The following is a 20,609-nucleotide window of genomic DNA, read 5'->3' as shown; positions in this document are numbered from 1 at the left end:
AGTAGGAAGGAGGAGTAGTTATGTCAAAGAAAAAACATGATAAATGTTGTTGCCAAGAAAGTTGTTGTGAACCTTGCTGCTGTAATAATGTAGCTAATAATTCAGGATGCTGTGGAAATATATTTGGTGGATTAAATAATTGTGTAGCACCAATTATATTCTTATTAATTGCTTGTGGTTCAGGTCTTTTAAATAACAACTGTTCATATCTAATAATCTTATTATTCTTACTATGTGGTGGATCCTATGGTAGCCTATTTGGAGGAAACAACGTAGGAAACAATTGTTGCTGTGAAAGTAACTGTTGCTGCTAGTTAAGAGGATGGAGGGCCTTATGACCCTCCAAAAAAATGTCCAAATTTATAAACATATATTATTTAATTACATATAATGGAGTAAAGAAATTAATTGGAGGAAGCTATAATGTCTAAGCGTAAGCATAAAAGCAGGGGCGATACTAGGCGTGAAGTTACAAGTGAAAACATGAATAATGCAAATAATAATATGAATAATAGGCAAACATATAATAATTCTCCATTTGGAATAAATCCTAGTCAATTATTAAGCAGTATGTTCGGAAATATAGATATGAATCAAATAAATGGTTTACTGCAATCTATGAATACACAAGGGTTTGATTTTAATAATTTAAATTTAGGAAATTTAATGGGAAATATGAACCCAATGGCATCTTCTATGAATCAAAATAACAATAGTATTAATGTAAATAATGATATAGAAGATAAACAAGAAAATAGAAATACTAATACTAATAATAGTGTATTTAGTGAAAACATTGATAGAAATGATGAAAATATGCAAATGTTAAAGGCTATTAGAAGTATTGTAAATGGAGATAGATTAGCGTTTATAGATAAGGTTATTTTAATGTATAATGATGGGGTTTTTGATGAGTAATATTAAATGTTAATATATGAATAAAATTTACTTAAAGGTTAATACTATTAGTGTACCGGAGAGTATTCTCCTATAGCTAATGAAGAGGAATCTTCATTAAAGCTAAACCCCCCCATCCCCCTTTTAGGCCGCTTTTTAGCGGCCTTTTGTTTTAGTTTTTTATTATTGAAGATATTTTATAATCACCAGATTCATCGAGTTCTGCTTTTACATATATATTTAGTTCCTTAGGATTTGTATTTGAATCGATAAAATTAGTTTTTTCAAAAGAAAGTACCCAATATATTGAAGTAGGCATACCTAAATCATTCCATGATGTATCGTAAAAATAACCTTTTTGGAAGGAATATCCGTAACTAGATTTATCTAGGTTCCAAAGTATTCCAAGTTCTTCGCTTGGAATATATGAAGTAAATATATCTGGAGCTTCATCTAATTCATAATCAGCTTCAATAAGATTTATAAGTGTTTGAACAGCACTTAAAGATGGAATTGATGGATTACTAAAATTTATATTTTTTAATGAATTAGCAGTTAATATATATCCATTAGTTCCCTTATCGCCAGTACTTGAATTTGTTGAATATATTTTAGGGGTTCTTGAATTATGATAGTCTAATATTCCTAATATGTTATTTTGGGAAAAAAGAATTTCTTGAAAAGCATTATCCTTCCATTGAAATACGTAAAATGTAGGTTTATTATTTTTAAGTCCACTAACAATTATTTCAGGTGTTTTATTTCTATCTAGGTCTATGTAGAAAATGCTTATATTACAAGATGGATTTATATCTAGTAATGAATAAGCAAATTCATTACTTTTTAATAATAATTCACCAATAGAATTTTTAATTTTTATTGAATAAGTTGAATTAGTAGATACAATTGTTAATTGATCATTTTCACCATCTAAATCAAAGTCATATCCATTACTATTTTCAAAAGATTCAATTGATATGGTTTCTATATTTTTGTAATATGTATTAATTATAGTTACTATAATTGAACATATAATAAAAGTCATTATAATAAAAGTCAAAAAAATTTTCTTTTTTGATGTTAAAAAATTGAACATAGTATCACCTCAGTTAAATATATGAAGATACTATATAATAAATACTTGTATAAAATAAAAAAAGCCAGTAGAGAATTCTACTGACAATCCTTACATAAACCATAAAAGAAAAGTTTATTCCATTTAACTTTATAATGTGTATTTTCTTCAACAATTTTATTTAAAGATGAAAAATCAACATCATGTAAATCCTCTACTGTACCACAATTAACACATTGAATATGTCCGTGTTCTTTACAGTTTCCATCATATCTAAAATTGCCTTCACCTACATTAATTTCTTGAATAAGATCAATTTCTACCAAAGTTTTTAATGTTTTATATACTGTTGCAAGACTCATAGTTGGGTAGTTAGGTTGCAGAGCTTTGTAAATAGATTCGGCAGAAGGATGTTCAGTAGTGCTTTTTAGATATTGGTAAACTGCTAATCTTTGAGGAGTTAATTTTAATTTTTTTTCTTTAAAGGTTAAAATTATATCATCCATAATGTACACCATCCCATTAATTATTTAATAATATTATATTAAAAATTATAATTATCTGTCAATAATATTTATCACTTAATAAAGAAAATTCAGAAAAATTCCATTGTAAATTTATCCATATTGTGCTATTTTATAATAAGAGTAAAAACTGAATATTTACTATGTAGCTTGTAAAAACTATAATTTGTAATTATACAGATATTTAAGGAGGAGAAGTTATATGTCAAAATATAAAGTTGGAGATGAATTATTAATTATAAATGATCCAAATGCTGAAAATGAAAAGTTAAAATCTTTAACTAAATTAACACTTGAAGGTGATTACGCTCAAATTTCTTGGGGATTAAAAATAGTAAAGGTTGAATATGATAAGCCATATGTTACATTAACATATACTAATGTTGACGGTGAATTAAATAAGGTTTTTGCAGAATGTAGAGATATTGAAAATTTCGATCAACAAAAGGTTTTAGAAAAGGCTTTATTAAAAGCATTCCAAAATGAAATAATAAAAATATCAGTTGTTAAAAACTCTGCTATTAAAAGATAAAAACTATATAATTTTTAAAATATCAATTTCTTTCTTTTATGAAGAAATTGATATTTTTTTATCAAAAAAATATAAAAATATTGATTTAATGTGAAAATATGTTATATTATAAGTGAATGGTATAAAACATTATAAAAATGGAATAAAGGTTTATTTATGTATAAAAATATAGAATGGTAGACTTTAGTTTTATTTTTAGATAAAGTGGGGGTATGGTTTATGAGTAGATGTCCATTTTGGTCAAGCAAAAAGGAGAAGGTTAGTTGTAGTAATGATTGTCCAATGAGTCCAGAAAAAAACTGCAATGAGACTTGTCCTTTTGTTGAACATTTAGTAGGAGAAAAGATTGTTTTTAAAGAAATTATTAATGATGATTTTATGTATTCACAAGATATGAATTTAGATTATATAATTCCATCATATGTTGGTTACAAAGATGAATAAAAATAGTAATAGTCACTGAAAAAATATCAGTGACTATTGTTTTTTTAATGACCCTTTTCCATTAAAAGCTCTCTTTTTAATTCCCAAAGTTCTTTAGATAAATCAACATAATAAGTATGAGGATTTTCAAATCTTAAAATTTCAGGCCATAATTTAGCTGTTTCTTTTTTAGAAAATTCCTTAATTTCTAATACTGAAGGAGAAGAGTAAACTTGTTCTCCTTTTTCAAAGATTTTAACTAATAATTCTTTTGCATAGAAGTTCTTTATTTCTTTTCTTTTCCATGTATGAACTGGGTGGAAAATTTCAAGTTCAGAATTTTCATCTATTTTCTCATTATTTAAAGAAATAATATCAGCTATTGCAATATCAGTATTTTTATCAAATAACCTATAGATTTTTTTGAAACCAGGATTAGTAATTTTTTCGCTATTTTCACTAATCTTTATTTTAGGAATAATTTCAGAACCCTTTTCAATAGCTACAAGTTTATAAACTCCACCAAATACAGGTTCAGATTTTGCAGTAATTAATCTTTCTCCAACTCCAAATGCATCAATACAAGCACCTTGAGCTAAAACATCTCTTATTATATGTTCATCTAAAGAGTTAGATACTATTATTTTGCAATCATTATACCCAGCTTCATCAAGCATTTTTCTACATTTTTTAGTTAGGTAAGTTATATCTCCAGAATCAATTCTTATTCCTTTAGGTCTTTTACCAAGTGGTTTTAGAATTTCATCAAAAACTTTAATAGCATTAGGTAATCCAGATTTAAGCACATTATAAGTATCAATTAATAATGAACAATTGTCAGGATAAGTTTTAGCCCAAGCTTCAAAAGCTTCATATTCAGTATCAAATAGTTGAACCCAGCTATGTGCCATTGTACCAACAGCAGGAACATCAAAGTATTTATCAGCAATTGTACATGCAGTAGAGTCACAACCTCCTATTATAGAAGCTCTTGCGCCATATATAGCACCATCATAACCTTGTGCACGTCTTGAACCAAATTCCATAACTGTTTTACCATCAGCAGCCCTACAAATTCTATTAGCTTTTGTAGCTATTAATGTTTGGTGATTTATAGTTAAAAGTATCATTGTTTCTATAAATTGAGCTTGTACAACAGGACCTCTAACTGTAACTAGTGGTTGATTTGGAAAAACTGGATTTCCTTCAGGAATAGCCCAAACATCACATTCAAACTTAAAGTTTCTTAAATAATCTAAAAATTCTTGTGAAAAAATATTTTTTTCTTCTAAATATCTAATATCAGATTCAGTAAATGATAAATTATTTAAATATTGAATAAGTTGATCAACTCCAGCCATTATGCAGTATCCACCACCATCAGGTACTCTTCTAAAGTACATATCAAAATATGCAATTCTATTTTGTACTCCTTTATTAAAATACCCATTAGCCATAGTTAATTCGTAAAAATCTACAAGCATTGTAAGATTTCTTTCATTAGTAACATCAAATCTCATTAAATTTTCCATTTTTATCTCCTTTTTTGAAAAATACCTAAGAATATTGTACAACTATATATAAATTATTACAATATAGTTATTTATTATTATAATAATGGTAAAGATTAAGATATATTAAATTTAAGGAGTTTTTATGAAGCTAAAATTAGATAATCACCAAATGAAAGCAATAAATATTAAGAGTAAAAATACTTTAGTAGTAGCAGCTCCTGGAAGTGGAAAAACTACAGTTATAATAAATAGAGTTAATCATCTTATTGAAGAAAGAAAAGTAAGAATTGGAAATATAATTGTTATAACATTCACAAGAGCAGCAGCGGAAAATATGAAGTCAAGATATAAGAGATTTTTTAAAAAGGATATAGCACCTTTTTTTGGAACATTTCATGGATTGTTTTATAAGATTTTATTAAGAGAAGGTTTTGATATAAAAATAATTGAAAATGGAAAGGGCCATGGAATAATAAAAAACGTATTGGGAAGATATTTTGATGATGTAAATGATGATAAAGTTAGAGAAGTTTTAAACAATATATCATTATTTAAAACTTCCTTAGGAAGCTTAGAAAACTTTTCGCCATCAATATCTATAGAAATTTTTAAAGAATGTTATGAACAATATGAAAAGCAAAAGGAGAAGGAAAAACTTTGGGATTTTGATGATTTATCTGTGAGGGTATTATATTTATTTAAAAATAATCCTAATATATTAAATAAATATAAATGTTTATTTAAATATGTTTTAGTAGATGAGTTTCAAGATTGTGATGAGCTTCAAATAGAGTTTTTAAGAATTATAAATGGTGGGAATGAATTATTTGCAGTAGGGGATGAAGATCAATGTATTTATTCCTTTAGAGGGTCAAAACCTGAATATATGGTTAATTTTAATAAAGTATTTTTAAATGGAGAAAAAGTATACTTATCAACGAACTATAGAAGTAAAAAGAACATAATAGATATATCTAAAAATTTAATTTCTAATAATTTTGGTAGAAATAATAAAGAGATATTAGCTTTTGAAGCTGAAAAAGGAATTATAAAATTTATAAAACCTTACAATGAGTTTGTGCAGGGTGAAGAGATAGTAAAAATAATTAAGGGTTTTATTGGAGAGGAATATAGTAATAATGCAATATTATATAGAACAAATATGGAAGCAAGAAGTTTAATAGATACTTTTACAAGAAGAAAAATTCCATTTGTTTTATTAGATAAGGGATATAATTTTTTTGAGCATTTTATATGTAAAGATATAATAAATTATTTAATATTATCAATAGATCCATATAATAGAGAAGCATTTAGCTTTATAATAAATAAACCCTTTAGATATATTAGTAAAAGTAATTTAAGCTATGTAAATAATTATAAAGAATATAAAAATGTATTTGATATTCTTATAGATAAAAATGATACACCACATTTTCAAGCAAAAAAATTAGACGATTTAAAAAAAGAAATTTTATATTTAAATAAAATTTCTTTAGGAAGTGCTGTGCAGTACATAATTTCTTCATTAGGATATATTGATTATTTAAAAGAGTATTCAAGTAAATTTAATCAAAATTTTAGCGATTTAGAAGATGTATTAGAGGAATTTAAAGAATCTATAGAAGGATTTAGAACTATACCAGAATTTTTAAAGCATGTTAATAATGTTAAAGAAGAAATAGAAAAAAGTAAGATAGTTCAAGATGGTGTAATTTTAAGCACGATACATGGTGTTAAGGGAATGGAATTTAAAAATGTATTTATTATTAATTGTGTAGAAGAAACAATTCCGCATAAGTCATCCATAGAAGAAAATTTAGAAGAAGAAAGAAGACTTTTTTATGTTGCAATCACTAGAGCTATAAAAAATCTTTATGTATTTTCGCCTAAGACTATTAGAGGAAAGTTTAGTAAAGTATCTAGATTTATATTAGAAAGTAGTTTAGAAGAGGAAAGTAGCTATGTAGATTATGGAATTAAAAAAGGTGATACTTTATATCATAGGCAATATGGAGATGCAAAGGTAAAGTCAATAAATGGAGATAAAATAACTTTAAAATTTACAAATGATATAGATAGAAGCTTTTCTTTAAGAGTATTAATGGAAAATAACTTAATAATATTAATAAATTAATATTAAAAAAAGGGTAATAATAAATATATAAAATCTTTTGTAAAAGGTGGATTTACTATGTGTAATTATAAAAAATATATAAAAATGCCTTTATCTATGATTATTATTATTTTAAGCTTAAATATGTTTATAAATAAAGCTTATGCTTTTTCTCCAGAAGAGGGTAAAAAAATAGAACAATTTATTGAAAAAAATAATAGCTTAATTAGTGAAGAAGAGAAAAAAAACTTAAATGAAATAATTTCGAAATTAAATAAATATATGGCACTATCTCAAGAGGAGAGAGAATATATTCAAGAGTGTGAATTAAATATAATAAGAAAAAAACTAGGAGATGCTCAATTTGAAGAATATAAAAAACTTATAGAAAAAAGATCTTCAGATGCAGAATTTCAGCAACCGGATAGATTTAGACTTTATGAATTAGAAAAGATGTTAAGACAAAATTAAAATGAGATAGATTATCAAATTAATTGAATAAAAAGAGTTCATAATATATAATTAATCTAAATAGGCTTATATTTTAAAATATAAGCCTGTAAATTTTTATGGGAGAAGTTTTTGGATTTATGAAAGATTTTATTATAGAAGCAAATAACATTAAAGATGAATTAATAGAAGTAAGAAGAACATTACATCAATATCCAGAATTAGGATTTGAAGAAACTAATACATCTAAATTTATAAAAGAGTTTTTAACAAGAGAAGGTATAGAATTTAATGAATTTGCTGGTACTGGTGTATGTGGAATTATAAGAGGAACTAAAGAAGGAGAAAATAAAAAGGTAATAGGCTTAAGAGCCGATATTGATGGATTACCAATGCAGGATAAAAAAAGTTGTAGTTATTCTTCAAAAGTTAATGGGAAAATGCATGCTTGTGGACATGATGGACATACTACTATTTTATTAGGTGTGGCAAAGCTATTAAATAAAAATAAAGATAAATTTAATGGAGTTGTAAAGCTTATATTTGAACCAGCTGAAGAAACTACAGGTGGAGCACGTGTAATGATAGAAGAAGGTGTTTTAAATAATCCTAAAGTAGATGTTATGTGTGGATTACATGTAGAAGAAACTTTAGATGCTGGAATGATAATGGTAAAAAGAGGAACAGTAAATGCAGCTTCTAATCCATTTAAAATTACAATAAAAGGTTCTGGGGGACATGGTGCTTATCCAGATACAGCAGTTGATCCAATAGTTATGGCAAGTCATGTTGTTACATCTTTGCAAAGTATAGTTAGTAGAGAAATAAAACCTGTAAATCCATCAGTTGTAACAATAGGAAGTATTCATGGTGGAACAGCACAAAATATAATACCTAATGAAGTAAAACTAGCAGGAATAATAAGAACAATGACAAGCGAAGACAGAGAATTTGCAAAGAGAAGATTAAAAGAAATAGTAAATGGAGTTTGCTTAGCTTTTAGAGGAAGTTCAGAAATTGAAATAGAAGAGTCGTATCCTTGCTTATATAATGATGACAATATGGTGAAAATATTAGAAGATTCTGCAAAAAGCATTATAGGAGATGAAAATGTTAAACTTCAAAAAAATCCTAAATTAGGTGTAGAAAGTTTTGCTTATTTTGCAAATGAAGTACCATCTGTATTTTATTTTTTAGGAATTAGGAATGAAGAAAAAGGAATAATCCATCCAGCACACAATAGTTTATTTGATATAGATGAAGATGCATTGCCTATTGGAGTAGCAATTCAATGCGCAGTTGCTATAAATTATTTGACAACTTAAAAAAATAATATTAATCTAATATAATGAAAAAGTATCCAAAGAAGATAAATTGTTTCATATAAACAATATAGGAGTTGATTTTTTGAAAATTGAAATAGGAACAAATGAAGCAGGTCAAAGACTAGATAAGTTTTTGAGAAAATATTTAAAAGATGTACCTTTAAGTGCTATATTTAAAGGATTAAGAAAAGGCGACATAAGAGTAAATGGAATTAAGAAAAAAGAAAATTATTCATTAGAATTAGGTGATGTTATTGAAATAAAATACATCCAAAGCAAACAAGAAAAAAAAGAAGACTCATTTATAAAAGTAAATTATAGTGGACTTATGATTACTTATGAAGATGATAATATACTAATAGTTGAAAAATGGCCAGGTGTTTTAGTTCATCCAGACCAAAAGGGAGCTAATGCTTCACTTACTGATTATGTATTATCATATTTACATGGAAAAGGTGATTACATGCCAGAAAAAGAAAAGACATTTACACCAGCGCCATGTAATAGATTAGATAGAAATACTTCAGGTGTTGTTATATTTGGAAAGAACTTCGAAGCATTAAGAACAATGAATGAAATGATAAGAGAAGGAAATGTAAAAAAATATTATAATGCCTTAGTTAAAGGAAAAATAAAAGATGGAATATACAAAGGTTATATTTCAAAAAATGAAAATGAAAATATATCAAAAGTATATGATGAAAAAAGACCTAACACAAAAGAAATTTCTATGGAAGTGAAAACAGTTCAAACTAATGGAGCATATTCACTGCTTGAAATTGATCTTATTACAGGTAGAAGCCATCAAATTAGAGCACATTTAACTCACTTAGGAAATCCTATCATAGGTGATTTTAAATATGGGGATAGAAAATTAAATTCATTTTTTGATAATAAGTTTGGATTAAACTATCAATTCCTTTATGCTTATAAATTAATATTTAAGGGTGCTTATGGAAAGTTAGAATACTTAAAAAATAAAACAATAGCAGAATCCCTTCCACCAATGTTTAAGAAAATAAAGAAGGATGTATTTAAATTTACTATATAAGAAAATATAAAGGGGAAAGTTATGGAAGAGAAGTCAGTGGGGCGTAGTTTTCTTATTTTATCTGTAGCTGGAATATTAGTTAAAATACTTTCAGCTGCATATATACCATTATTAAGAGCTATAATTGGTAAACAAGGAATAGGAATATATAATGCAAGTTATAGTTACTTTGTATTTATATTAGCTATTACAAGTCTAGGTGCTCAACCAGCTGTTGCAAAGGTTGTATCAGAGTTAAGAGCTTTAGGGCATGAGGAAGATGCATTAAGGGCTATGAGGTTATCAAGAAGGTATTTAGCTATAATAGGAGCAATAATTACAATTGGATTTATGCTACTTATAAAGCCTATTGCCAAATTAACACAATGGGAAAATGTTACATTATCGTTAATGTTTTTAGCTCCAACAGTATTTTTTAGTTGTATATTAGCAACATACAGGGGATATCTTCAAGGAATTGAAGAAATGAAAACTTTAGCAGTATCTCAAGTTATAGAGCAAATTGTAAATGTAGTATTAAGTTTAGCTTTTGCATTTGTTTTTATAAGCATAAGTGTTGAATGGGGAAGTGCAGGAGGAACAGTTGGTACTACTATAGGAGCAGTTGTTGCACTAATATTCATACTTATAGTTTATGATAAAAAAGGATTTGCAGAAAATATAGAAAATGAAAGCTCTGAAAGTCATTTTAGTGATAGGAAGATTTTAAAAAAGCTTATACAATATGGGGTTCCTATTATATTAGTTGCAGCATTGCAAAATTCAAGTGGAATGATAGATACAATTAATGTAAAGGCAAGGCTTCTTTCTTCAGGATTTTCCGATAGTAATGCAGAAGAACTATTTGGAATATTAGGATGTTATAATACTTTACTATATGTTCCATTATCGATTGTAACAGCTTTAAGTGCAGCTGTATTTCCAAGAATAATTCAAGCTTTTACAGTCAAAAATAGAAAAGAATTAAAGTCACAAATATCATATAGCTTTAGATTAACATACTTAGTTACAATTCCAGCTGCATTTGGTCTATCTATGTTAAGTAAAGATGTATATACAATGATTTATGGTAGCACTGAAGGATATCAATTACTTATGTATGGTTCAGTTGTATTAGTTTTAATGTCTTTATCAGCTATTCAAAATACAATTCTTCAAGGAATGAACAAACTATATTTAGTTTTAAGTACAGCTTTTTTAAGTATTGTAATAAAGTTTGTTATTAATTATATTTTAGTGGGAATAAAAGATGTTAATATATTAGGAGCAGTTTTTGCAAGCTTCTTTGCATTCCTTGTTCCTACGATAATAAATCATAATAGGTTAAGAAAAATATTTAAAATAAGAATTCCTATAATTAAATTAGGGATAATGCCCGTTATATCATCTTGCATAATGGCGTTAACAATTTACTTATGTAAGATTCCAGTTGAAAGAATAATGAATATTCTTGAAGGTGGTAGATTATTAACTAGCATATTTGTTTTAATATTGGTATCTATTGGAGGAGCGGTATATTTTATTAGTATGATTATGTTAGGTGGAATTAATAAAAAGGATTTAGATATGATTTCACCAAGAATATTTACAATGTTACCAAGATTTTTAAGAAAAAATATGTAATAGCAAATAAAAATTAGATATTTAAAAGTAATAATAATATATTGTTAATAAAAAATAATCTCTATATAAATATCATAGAGATTATTTTTTTATTTATTAATCTTCATCTAGTCCAAATCTACTTAGGTAAGCAAAAATACTAAAGGTTAATGTTATTATAAGTATATTTTTAACTAAAAATAAATCACTTAAAAATCTATTAGTGAATAAATTTAATGTTAAATAAACCAAAATTCCTGTAAGTGCAAAAATTACTATATTAAAAATTGATAAATTTAATTCAATGTGCTTTTTTACTTCATGCAAATTTATTATAAGCCCAAGAGTAGAGGTAAGAAATATTGTTATAACGTAAGAAAAAATATTTATACTTGGAATTGCAGTAAAAAAGTAAAGAGATAATATTTCAGTAATAGAAATAATTATAGAATTTCTTAAAATAATACTTTGTCTATTTAACCCATTTAATATTCCAAACATTGTATTAGCCACAAAGAAAATAGGTGCTGCTAAAGAAGCAAGCCTAATATATAAGCCTAAATCATCTCTTTGGAAAAACATTTTTCCAAGGGAGTCAGGAATTATTTGACATATAACTGTTGTAGCCATACCTAGTAAGAATGCAACTTTTAAAATTGTTTTAATTCTTGTAGAAGCATTATAATAATCACCACTGCTTATAGTTTGAGATAAATCTGGAACAAGTAATGTATTAATTGAGTTAACAACTATAAGTGGAAAGGTAACAATAGTTAAAGCCATTCCGTTAAATCTACCAATTAAATTAAGAGCAGAACTATAATCAAGTCCAGATGCTACTAACTGTCTTGGAACAACTAAAGTTGAAACCGTTGAAAAAGCATTTCCTAAAAATCCATTCAAACATAAGGGTAAGGATATTATTAAAACATTAAAAATAAGTTGAGCTCTGCTTTCTGGCATTTCATTACTAGAAGGCATTTTATTTTTCGTATATTTATAATAACAAAATAATAATAGTAAGCTTTGCAATTCTCCTAAAGCAAGGGATACATAAGCGAGTGTTACGAGAGAAGATAATGTTTGAGCTTTAAAAATATATATTAATAAAGCAATAGTTATAATTCTCATAGCTTTTTCAAAAATATCTACAATGGCAGGTACTGTAATTTTAGAAGTTCCATAAAAAAATCCTTTCAATATATTAGAAAGGGCAATAAATACCATTGCAGGACAAGTTACTTTAATAGCATTTAATGTTCTTGCATCCTTTATACCATATTGACTTATGTATGGAGCTAGAAAAAAAACTAAAAATCCTATGACGATAGACCAAATTATGTTAAAAAAAGCAACAGATCTAATAGTTTTAAATAAATTATTATATTCTCCTTTAGAACTATATATTGCAGCTCTTTGAGAAATAGCAGCAATAATACCAGCTGTCATTAAACAAATAAAAAGATTATATACAGGCATTACTAAACCATAAAGGGCAACACCTTCAGGTCCAGCTAAATTATTTAAATACATAGAGAAGATGAAGCCAAGTATTCCAGTTGTTATATTAGCTGCTGTAAGAAAAAATGAATTTTTAAAAAATATATCTTTCTCCAAGTTAATTAGCCCCCTTAAGTAAAGTTTACAAGTAGTTTTTAAGTGTAAGCTTTCTAGTTAATTACATTAATACTTATTCGGTAAAATAAGATAATATGATATTAAGTATTTATTATTTAATTATTAAGTAATATTTTATTAGTGAAAAAATATAAATAAAAATATAAAGGGGGAAGGAGTAATGTGGAGGTTTTTTAAGTTTTTAGTGTTTTCGATAATAGTTGTGACTTTATCCTTTGGAATTTATAAACTTAGTAATAGATATGATTTAAATCTTATTTATAAAAATGTAGATTGGTCTATAAATACAAAGGGATTAGATGGGGCAGTATCTTTTGATTTTGATAAGGAAAATAATTTATACATAGCCTTTAAAGATATTATCAAGGTTATAAATAAAGATAATAAGGAAGAAATTTTAGTTTACGACAATAAATTAAATATATATGATATAGTTTGCTATAACAGAAGTATTATAATTGCTAGTGATAACAGAATATTACTATATAACATAAATGAAAAGTCATTTGTAGAGCTTATTACTGGATTGCCTAATAATGGACTAAATTGCAAAACAAATATTATTTTAAATGGAGAATATTTATATGTTACCATAGGTTCTAATACAAATTCAGGCATTGTTGATGAAAATAATAAAATTGAAGATAAGGCTTCTTTTGAATGGAATTCAACTGGAATAGGCTATAATAATAATTATGGATTTATGCCATTTAGACAAGTAGCTATTGAAGGTCAAAAAATTAAAGAAAGTATTTTAAGTAATGCAAGTATTTTAAGATATGATTTAAATAGTAATGAATTTATAACATATGCTACAGGAATTAGAAATATTGAAGGATTAGCTGTAAATAGCATAGGAAAATTAACAGCTATAGTTGGTGGGATGGAAGATGTAGGTTTAAGACCTGTTAAAGATGATGTAGACTATATATATGATATAAAAGAAAAATCTTGGTATGGATGGCCAGACTTTAGTGGAGGAGATCCAATTACATCTCCAAGATTTTCAGATGGAACTAACAAATTATCCTTTGTTATAGCAAATCATCCAACAGAAGTTACTTTAGGACCAAGATACCAACATGATAAGGTATCAGCGTTAAGTGGTTTAACTATTGATTATGAAGGAAAGTGTTTTCCAAAAGATACAGTAATATTTGCAGATAACGTAGAAAATTATATATATGTTTTAACTGAAAATGATACTTCAAAAGCTATATTAGCATTAGATAAAGAAGCTCATATAGAAAAGATAAAGTATAATGATAGTAATATATATATATTAGACAGTGCAGGAGGATGTTTATATAAAATATCAGGGCAAGAAAATGCAAGTATGTTTAATTTACCCAATGTAATTTGGATATTTATTGTAATTTTTATAATAACAATAGTAGTAGCTTTAATGTATAAAAATAAAATTATAAAAAATAAATAGATGTATTTAAAATATTTTGAAATTTATTTTCAAAATATTTTTTTGCATTAATATAGATAAATGATGTAATATAACAAAGGTAAGAATAAATACTACTTCATTTGAATACATAATAAAAAACATGATTATAACTTAAAAGAAGCTACATAATTATATAAATATAATAGTAAAATGTATAAAGGTTAAAATTTTATTTTTGGGAGTGGTATTTATGGGAAAAACAATTATATTAAATTTAAGTGGTGTAAAATTAACAGGTGATGTTTTAGATGTTGGAGAAAGCTATGGTGTAATTTATAATCTTTCAAAGGATACTATAGATGAAGTTTCAGTTGATATGTTAGAAGGTACAATTGATGAGAAAAATACTTATGGAGAATACGATACTTGTACAGTATTTTTTTATTTAAGTAGCATATGGAGAGATTCTAATAAATTTAATTTAATTAAAGAAGCAAGTAAGCTTGTTAAGGTTGGAGGAGAAATATATATATGGGATATAAATAAAGAAATTGGAGAAGTATCAAATAATAAGGTCATGGCAGTATTACCATCAGGAAAGACAAAGGAATTTGAATTTAAGAATTTAAATCCACTTTCTAAATCTAATATAGATGATACAAAAAAAATGTTAAGTAATATATATGATATAAAAGAAGAAAAGGTTTGGGAGGATATTTTCTTTATAAGAGCTGAAAAAATAAAATAACAAAAGGAAGGAAGAAAAACATGAAAGTTTTATTAACAGCAATAAACTCAAAGTTTGTTCATAGTAATTTAGCAGTTAGATATTTAAAAGCATTTACAGAGGATATGAATTACGATTGTCAAATAAGAGAATTTTCAATTAATGATAGAGATGAAAAAATATTAGAAGAGATAATTAAGGAAAAAGCTGATGTAGTAGCTTTTTCAACTTATATTTGGAATATAGAAGTGATAAAAAGATTATCTAATTTAATAAGATTGGTAGATGAAAATATAAAAATTGTTTATGGTGGTCCTGAAGTTTCTTATGATAGCTTAAATATGTTAAAAGAGCTTTCAGGAGATTATATAATTCAAGGAGAGGGAGAGAAAACATATAGAGAATTTATAGAGTATTTACTTGGAGATAGAAACCTAAAAGATATTAGAGGCTTATATTTTAAAGAAAACAACGAAGTTTTTAGTAATGGAAGCAGACCGCTTATGAATATGGATGAAATAGTGTTTCCATATAAAAAAGATGAAAACTTAGATAATAAAATAGTATACTATGAAGCCTCTAGGGGATGTCCTTTTAATTGTAAGTATTGTCTTTCTTCTACTACTCATGGTGTTAGATTTTTAAATATAGAAAGAGTAAAAAGAGAGTTACAATATTTTATAGATAAAAAGGTTAGATTAGTTAAATTTGTTGATAGAACTTTTAATTGTAATTCTAAATTTTCAATGGCTATATGGGAATTTTTAATAAATGCAGATACAAGCACACAATTTCACTTTGAGATTTCAGCAGATATATTAAAGCAAGAAGAATTAGAGTTATTAAGAAAAGCACCAAAGGATAGATTTCAATTTGAAGTTGGAGTTCAAACAACTAATGATGAGGTATTAAATAAAATAAACAGATTTGTTAATTTTAGTGATATAAAAGAAAAAGTAGTAGAATTACTTGAAATTAAAAATATTAAGCAACATTTAGATTTAATAGCAGGATTACCAGGAGAAGATATAATATCTTTTAAAAAATCATTTAATGATGTTTATAGTATAAAACCAGAAGAAATTCAATTAGGATTTTTAAAACTACTTAGAGGCTCATCTATGAGAGAAGAAGCTGAAGATTATGGAATGAAATATTCACCCTATCCTCCTTATGAAATATTACAAACTAAAGATATATCATATGATGAATTATTAATACTAAAAAAAGTAGAAGGAATGGTTGATAAATATTATAACTCTCAAAAATTTAATAATATAATAAAATATTTAATAAAGAGTTTTGAAACTCCATATGACTTTTACTTAAGCTTAGGGGAATATTTTGATAAAAGGGGATACTTTGATAGGAATATAGGAAATAGCGAATATTATAAAGTATTTTTAGATTTTAATGTGGAAATAACAAAATTAGATAATGAAATACTACGTGACATAATAAAGTATGATTATTTAAGGTTTAATAAAAGAAGAGGTATGCCAGAATTTTTAGGAAGGGGATTAGAAAAGAGAGTAGAATGCGAAATTAAGGATATCCTAAGAGAAGAATATTCTTTTAGAGATTATTATATTGAAAGCTTTGATATAAATATAAATGATTTTGTTAACAATAACTTTTTAAATAAGGAAAAAACATATTTCTTATGTTCATATAACGGCGAAATGATTGATATAACTAGCAAAATAAAATCAAACTAATACTACACAAGTTAAGTACAAATAATTAAATAAATGTATAATTGTTGAAAAATGTATATTTATTGTAATGTTAAAAGCTTGTTTAGGAAATGTTAACAAAAAAAAGTTGAAAATTTGTAAAAACAGTGTATAATTAAAATTAAGATAAAAAGTAATTAATACTATATAAAGTATTAATGTTTATATTATCCAAGTTGTATATAGTAAAGGTGGTGAGATTTTGGCGCTAGAAGCAATTAATGAGATAAAAGAAGCTGAGAAAAAAGCAGAAGAAATAATTTCAAGTGCTAAGCAAAATGCAAAAGAAATTGTTAATAATGCTACTAAAGAAGCTAACATCAAATATGATGAAATAGTAAGTAATGCAAAGACAAAAGCTAATAACTTATTAAATGCTGCTTTAGAAGAAGGAAATAGTAATGCAAAACCTATCTTAAAGATGGGAGAAAAAGAAATAGAGGCTATAAAAAATATGTCTCAAGATTTAAAAGATAATGCTATTAATATAGTTGTTGAGAGGATAGTGAAGATTCATGGCAATAGTTAAGATGAACAAATTCACTTTGCTTACTTTTGAATCTAAAAAGGAAGAACTTCTTCGTAAGCTACAAGGATTTTCAAATGTAGAATTTATAAATTTACAAGATGAAAATTTGTTAGAAGCTAATGAAGAGCTAAAGTCTCTTAATAAAGATGAAGTAGATTCAAACATTGCAAAGTATGAAGAAGATTTATCAAAGGCTAAAACTACTCTAGACTTTTTAACTAACTATATGCCTAAAAAGTCAGGTTTAAAATCATTAGAGGATGACAAGGAAAACTTAACTATTGATGAATTAGAAAACGAAGTTAAGAAAATTAACTGGAATGAAATTTATTGTAAAGTTAAGGAAAAGGAAGAAGAGCTTCATGGCATAGAAAGTAAGATTACTAAGCTAGAAGGTGAAATTGAAGTTTTAACTCCATGGCAAGCCTTAGATATTTCTTTTGAAGCTCTAAATGAGCTAAACTCAGTATCAACTTTTATTGGAAGTATTTCAAAGCAATATGAAATGCAATTAAATGAAAGTTTAAATTCTGAATATGTTGAAATTATCTCAAGAGGTAATAACGACATAAATATAATAGTCGTGGCTTTAAAAGAAAGACATGATGAAGTTTTAAATGTTTTAAGAGGATTTGGATTTAGTTCTTTTAAGTCAGAGTTTGATGAATTACCACAAGTAGTTATAACAAATCATGCTCATGAAATAGAAGAGTTAAAGTCAAAAACTTTCTTTGTAAAAGAAGAAATAACTTCTTTTGAAGAAGACTACAAAAAAATGAAGCTGGTATATGATTATCTTACAAATGCTGTATTAAGATATAAAGCTTCAAATAATTTCTTAAGAACTACTAATACTGTTGCAATTCAAGGATGGTGTGAAGTAGAAAAGAACGAAGAATTACAAAATATATGTAAAGAAGTTTTAAAGGGTGATTACTATATAACATTTGAAGACGTAAAAGAAGATGAAGTTGACATAGTACCAGTTAAGTTAAAAAATGGACTACTAAATAAAACATTTGAATCTGTTACAGAAATGTATAGTTTACCTAAGTATAATGAAGTTGATCCCACTCCATTATTAGTTCCATTTTACTTAATATTCTTTGGTATGATGGTAGCTGACGTTGGATATGGACTAGTAATGTTAATTGGTGCATTTTTTGCAATGAAATTCTTAAACTTAGATAAGAAAAATAGAGATTTTGCTAGATTTTTCTTATTCTTAAGTATACCAACAATAGTTATAGGATTTATTTACGGCTCATTCTTTGGTGATGCAGTAAAAATACCTGGACTTATAAATCCAACTGAAGATGTTAATACTCTTTTAGTTGCTTCTATAGTATTTGGTGTTATTCAAATATTATTTGGTTTATGTGTAAAAGCATATACACTTATTAAAGCAGGAAAACCAAAAGATGCATTTTATGATGTTGGTTCATGGCTTATAACATTAATATCAATTGGTGTATTAGCAGGTTGTATTATGTTAGGATGGCCATCAGTAGTTAAATATATTGCAATAGCAGCAATGATTTTTGGTATGATTGTAATAGTATTAACTGGTGGTAGACAAGAAAAAACAAAAGGTGCTCAAATAGGTCAAGGTTTATATGCATTATATGGAATAACAAGTTATATTGGAGACTTAGTTTCATATACAAGACTTATGGCATTAGGATTATCAGGTGGATGTATAGCAGGAGCATTAAACTTATTAATGAAGTCATTAACTGGACCTGCAATAATATTATTACCATTCTTATTTGTTGCAGCACATGTGTTTAACTTATTATTAGGTTTATTAGGTGCATATGTTCATACAGCAAGATTACAATATGTAGAATATTTCTCAAAATTCTACGAAGGTGGAGGAAAAGCATTTGCTCCATTTAAAGCATCAGAAAAATATATGAATTTAAAGGAAAATTAGGAGGATTAAAAAATGAATACATGGATACAATTTTTTATGGAAAATAACGGTGGGTTAATATTTGCAGCTTTAGGTGTTGCATTAGCAGTTGGTTTATCAGGTATAGGTTCAGCTAAAGGTGTTGGACTAGTTGGGGAAGCAGCTTCAGGATTAGTTACAGAAGAGCCAGAAAAGTTCGGTAAAGCGTTAGTATTAGAATTATTACCAGGTACACAAGGTTTATACGGTTTCGTTGTTGGTTTCGTTGCTTACACTAAGATGTCTTCAGGAATGTCTTTAGAACAAGGTTTATACTTAATAGGTGCTTGTCTTCCAATCGCTTTAGCTGGTTTATTCTCAGGTATAGCTCAAGGTAGAGTTGCTGCATCAGGTATTCAAATATTAGCAAAAAGACCAGAACACAACACTAAGGGAATCATCTTATCAGCAATGGTTGAAACTTATGCATTATTAGGATTCGTTATATCATTCATGCTAGTAAGTATGGCAATGTAATTAATACATGCAATAACATTAGCAACATAAAGATTGGAGATATAAAATTATGTCAAATGTAAAAAATATAACTTCTAAAATCCTTAAGGATGCAGAAGCTGGAAAGGAAAACATCTTAGCTGTTGCTGCTGAAGAAAAAGATAAGATTATTTCTAAAAAAGTAAATAGTGCTAATGAAATTGCTCAAGAAATTTTAGATAAGGCTGAAGTTGAAGCAAAATCTAAAAAAGAAAGAGTAATATCTAGTGCTAAATTAAAGGTTAGAAATAATAAATTAGCAGCTAAGCAAGAAATTATTGACGAAGTTTTTGAAAAAAGTATAGATAAATTAACAAAGTTATCTAAGAAAGAATTCTTAAGCTTTGTAGAAAATACAATTTTATCAATGAATTTAACTGGAAAGCATACATTAATTTTAAATGAAGCAGGATTAAAGTCTGTAACTCCAGCTTTCATTGAAAAATTAAATAAGAAAATAGATGCACAAATAACTTTAAGTGAAACTAAAGGAAACTTTAAGGGTGGTTTCATCTTAGAAAATAATGGCATAGAAATAAATAGCACTTATGAAGCTTTAGTAAGCTCATTAAGAGATGAGTTAGAGTTTGAAGTAGCAAAGGTGTTATTTAATTAAGGAGGG

The 20,609-nt window shown here is 26.4% G+C and carries 20 protein-coding genes; 16 read left to right on the top strand and 4 right to left on the bottom strand.

Annotation, left to right across the window (positions count from 1 at the left end):
* Positions 1 to 20: 20 nt before the first annotated feature.
* Both QZ321_RS03120 and QZ321_RS03115 read left to right on the top strand, forming a co-directional pair.
* The gene (locus QZ321_RS03120; protein WP_291747666.1) at positions 21 to 314 is read left to right on the top strand and encodes a hypothetical protein; all 294 of its coding nucleotides are present in this window, start codon (positions 21 to 23) and stop codon (positions 312 to 314) included.
* 109 nt (positions 315 to 423) lie between these two features.
* Entirely contained in the window at positions 424 to 918 is a 495-nt protein-coding gene (locus QZ321_RS03115) for a hypothetical protein (RefSeq protein ID WP_291747669.1), read from the top strand.
* A gap of 151 nt (positions 919 to 1,069) precedes the next feature.
* Here the strand turns inward: QZ321_RS03115 and QZ321_RS03110 are convergent, their stop codons facing one another.
* Positions 1,070 to 1,993, bottom strand: coding sequence for a hypothetical protein (locus tag QZ321_RS03110; RefSeq protein ID WP_291747672.1), 924 nt, complete (start codon positions 1,991 to 1,993; stop codon positions 1,070 to 1,072).
* A gap of 77 nt (positions 1,994 to 2,070) precedes the next feature.
* On the bottom strand, positions 2,071 to 2,478 hold the full coding sequence (locus tag QZ321_RS03105) for a Fur family transcriptional regulator (RefSeq protein WP_291747675.1): 408 nt from the start codon (positions 2,476 to 2,478) through the stop codon (positions 2,071 to 2,073).
* A gap of 220 nt (positions 2,479 to 2,698) precedes the next feature.
* Between QZ321_RS03105 and QZ321_RS03100 the strand changes: the two genes are divergently transcribed.
* Both QZ321_RS03100 and QZ321_RS03095 read left to right on the top strand, forming a co-directional pair.
* Positions 2,699 to 3,028, top strand: a complete 330-nt coding sequence (locus QZ321_RS03100; protein ID WP_291747678.1) for a hypothetical protein — start codon at positions 2,699 to 2,701, stop codon at positions 3,026 to 3,028.
* 219 nt (positions 3,029 to 3,247) lie between these two features.
* Entirely contained in the window at positions 3,248 to 3,472 is a 225-nt protein-coding gene (locus QZ321_RS03095; protein ID WP_291743571.1) for a hypothetical protein, read from the top strand.
* Positions 3,473 to 3,516: 44 nt separating this feature from the next.
* Here the strand turns inward: QZ321_RS03095 and QZ321_RS03090 are convergent, their stop codons facing one another.
* Positions 3,517 to 4,983: a nicotinate phosphoribosyltransferase gene (locus QZ321_RS03090; RefSeq protein ID WP_291743569.1), complete on the bottom strand. Its 1,467-nt coding sequence runs from the start codon at positions 4,981 to 4,983 to the stop codon at positions 3,517 to 3,519.
* A 124-nt stretch (positions 4,984 to 5,107) separates the two neighbouring features.
* On the opposite strand from QZ321_RS03090, the gene QZ321_RS03085 reads away from it, so the two are divergent.
* The 5 genes from QZ321_RS03085 (at position 5,108) to QZ321_RS03065 (ending at position 11,530) form a co-directional block, all read left to right on the top strand.
* Positions 5,108 to 7,102 (top strand): ATP-dependent helicase, encoded by a 1,995-nt coding sequence (locus QZ321_RS03085; protein WP_291747681.1) that lies wholly within the window; start codon positions 5,108 to 5,110, stop codon positions 7,100 to 7,102.
* A gap of 57 nt (positions 7,103 to 7,159) precedes the next feature.
* On the top strand, positions 7,160 to 7,552 hold the full coding sequence (locus tag QZ321_RS03080; protein ID WP_291743558.1) for a hypothetical protein: 393 nt from the start codon (positions 7,160 to 7,162) through the stop codon (positions 7,550 to 7,552).
* Positions 7,553 to 7,671: 119 nt separating this feature from the next.
* The gene (locus tag QZ321_RS03075) at positions 7,672 to 8,856 is read left to right on the top strand and encodes a M20 family metallopeptidase (RefSeq protein ID WP_291749371.1); all 1,185 of its coding nucleotides are present in this window, start codon (positions 7,672 to 7,674) and stop codon (positions 8,854 to 8,856) included.
* 82 nt (positions 8,857 to 8,938) lie between these two features.
* On the top strand, positions 8,939 to 9,907 hold the full coding sequence (locus QZ321_RS03070) for an RluA family pseudouridine synthase (RefSeq protein ID WP_291749374.1): 969 nt from the start codon (positions 8,939 to 8,941) through the stop codon (positions 9,905 to 9,907).
* Between the two features lie 21 nt (positions 9,908 to 9,928).
* Positions 9,929 to 11,530, top strand: coding sequence for a polysaccharide biosynthesis protein (locus QZ321_RS03065; RefSeq protein ID WP_291749377.1), 1,602 nt, complete (start codon positions 9,929 to 9,931; stop codon positions 11,528 to 11,530).
* Positions 11,531 to 11,626: 96 nt separating this feature from the next.
* Here QZ321_RS03065 and spoVB read toward each other — a convergent pair whose 3' ends face one another.
* Positions 11,627 to 13,126 (bottom strand): stage V sporulation protein B, encoded by a 1,500-nt coding sequence (gene spoVB / locus QZ321_RS03060; RefSeq protein WP_291743723.1) that lies wholly within the window; start codon positions 13,124 to 13,126, stop codon positions 11,627 to 11,629.
* A gap of 181 nt (positions 13,127 to 13,307) precedes the next feature.
* Between spoVB and QZ321_RS03055 the strand changes: the two genes are divergently transcribed.
* From QZ321_RS03055 to QZ321_RS03025, 7 genes are all read left to right on the top strand, one after another.
* Complete coding sequence (locus QZ321_RS03055; protein ID WP_291749379.1) at positions 13,308 to 14,585, top strand: hypothetical protein; 1,278 nt, start codon at positions 13,308 to 13,310, stop codon at positions 14,583 to 14,585.
* A 211-nt stretch (positions 14,586 to 14,796) separates the two neighbouring features.
* Complete coding sequence (locus QZ321_RS03050; protein ID WP_291741818.1) at positions 14,797 to 15,294, top strand: hypothetical protein; 498 nt, start codon at positions 14,797 to 14,799, stop codon at positions 15,292 to 15,294.
* Positions 15,295 to 15,314: 20 nt separating this feature from the next.
* Complete coding sequence (locus QZ321_RS03045) at positions 15,315 to 16,991, top strand: B12-binding domain-containing radical SAM protein (RefSeq protein WP_291749382.1); 1,677 nt, start codon at positions 15,315 to 15,317, stop codon at positions 16,989 to 16,991.
* Between the two features lie 220 nt (positions 16,992 to 17,211).
* Positions 17,212 to 17,538, top strand: coding sequence for an ATPase (locus QZ321_RS03040; RefSeq protein ID WP_291741825.1), 327 nt, complete (start codon positions 17,212 to 17,214; stop codon positions 17,536 to 17,538).
* Complete coding sequence (locus QZ321_RS03035) at positions 17,525 to 19,474, top strand: V-type ATP synthase subunit I (RefSeq protein ID WP_291749385.1); 1,950 nt, start codon at positions 17,525 to 17,527, stop codon at positions 19,472 to 19,474. Before QZ321_RS03040 ends, QZ321_RS03035 begins: the two co-directional genes overlap by 14 nt.
* Positions 19,475 to 19,486: 12 nt before the next feature.
* Positions 19,487 to 19,969 (top strand): V-type ATP synthase subunit K, encoded by a 483-nt coding sequence (locus QZ321_RS03030; protein ID WP_042396194.1) that lies wholly within the window; start codon positions 19,487 to 19,489, stop codon positions 19,967 to 19,969.
* Between the two features lie 49 nt (positions 19,970 to 20,018).
* Positions 20,019 to 20,603, top strand: a complete 585-nt coding sequence (locus QZ321_RS03025) for a V-type ATP synthase subunit E family protein (protein WP_291741836.1) — start codon at positions 20,019 to 20,021, stop codon at positions 20,601 to 20,603.
* Positions 20,604 to 20,609 lie beyond the last annotated feature (6 nt).

Source organism: uncultured Clostridium sp. (assembly GCF_910588715.1).
Taxonomy (GTDB): domain Bacteria; phylum Bacillota; class Clostridia; order Clostridiales; family Clostridiaceae; genus Clostridium.
This window is presented reverse-complemented; position numbering and strand designations above follow the sequence as displayed.

Bases quoted from the DNA above. Each gene is read 5' to 3' on its own strand.
- QZ321_RS03075 (WP_291749371.1), top strand. From the start codon at position 7,672: ATGAAAGATTTTATTATAGAAGCAAATAACATTAAAGATGAATTAATA.
- QZ321_RS03080 (WP_291743558.1), top strand. From the start codon at position 7,160: ATGTGTAATTATAAAAAATATATAAAAATGCCTTTATCTATGATTATT.
- QZ321_RS03120 (WP_291747666.1), top strand. From the start codon at position 21: ATGTCAAAGAAAAAACATGATAAATGTTGTTGCCAAGAAAGTTGTTGT.
- QZ321_RS03055 (WP_291749379.1), top strand. From the start codon at position 13,308: ATGTGGAGGTTTTTTAAGTTTTTAGTGTTTTCGATAATAGTTGTGACT.
- QZ321_RS03035 (WP_291749385.1), top strand. From the start codon at position 17,525: ATGGCAATAGTTAAGATGAACAAATTCACTTTGCTTACTTTTGAATCT.
- QZ321_RS03085 (WP_291747681.1), top strand. From the start codon at position 5,108: ATGAAGCTAAAATTAGATAATCACCAAATGAAAGCAATAAATATTAAG.
- QZ321_RS03105 (WP_291747675.1), bottom strand. From the start codon at position 2,478: ATGGATGATATAATTTTAACCTTTAAAGAAAAAAAATTAAAATTAACT.
- QZ321_RS03100 (WP_291747678.1), top strand. From the start codon at position 2,699: ATGTCAAAATATAAAGTTGGAGATGAATTATTAATTATAAATGATCCA.
- QZ321_RS03110 (WP_291747672.1), bottom strand. From the start codon at position 1,993: ATGTTCAATTTTTTAACATCAAAAAAGAAAATTTTTTTGACTTTTATT.
- QZ321_RS03030 (WP_042396194.1), top strand. From the start codon at position 19,487: ATGAATACATGGATACAATTTTTTATGGAAAATAACGGTGGGTTAATA.
- QZ321_RS03050 (WP_291741818.1), top strand. From the start codon at position 14,797: ATGGGAAAAACAATTATATTAAATTTAAGTGGTGTAAAATTAACAGGT.
- QZ321_RS03115 (WP_291747669.1), top strand. From the start codon at position 424: ATGTCTAAGCGTAAGCATAAAAGCAGGGGCGATACTAGGCGTGAAGTT.
- QZ321_RS03090 (WP_291743569.1), bottom strand. From the start codon at position 4,983: ATGGAAAATTTAATGAGATTTGATGTTACTAATGAAAGAAATCTTACA.
- QZ321_RS03045 (WP_291749382.1), top strand. From the start codon at position 15,315: ATGAAAGTTTTATTAACAGCAATAAACTCAAAGTTTGTTCATAGTAAT.
- QZ321_RS03065 (WP_291749377.1), top strand. From the start codon at position 9,929: ATGGAAGAGAAGTCAGTGGGGCGTAGTTTTCTTATTTTATCTGTAGCT.
- QZ321_RS03025 (WP_291741836.1), top strand. From the start codon at position 20,019: ATGTCAAATGTAAAAAATATAACTTCTAAAATCCTTAAGGATGCAGAA.
- QZ321_RS03095 (WP_291743571.1), top strand. From the start codon at position 3,248: ATGAGTAGATGTCCATTTTGGTCAAGCAAAAAGGAGAAGGTTAGTTGT.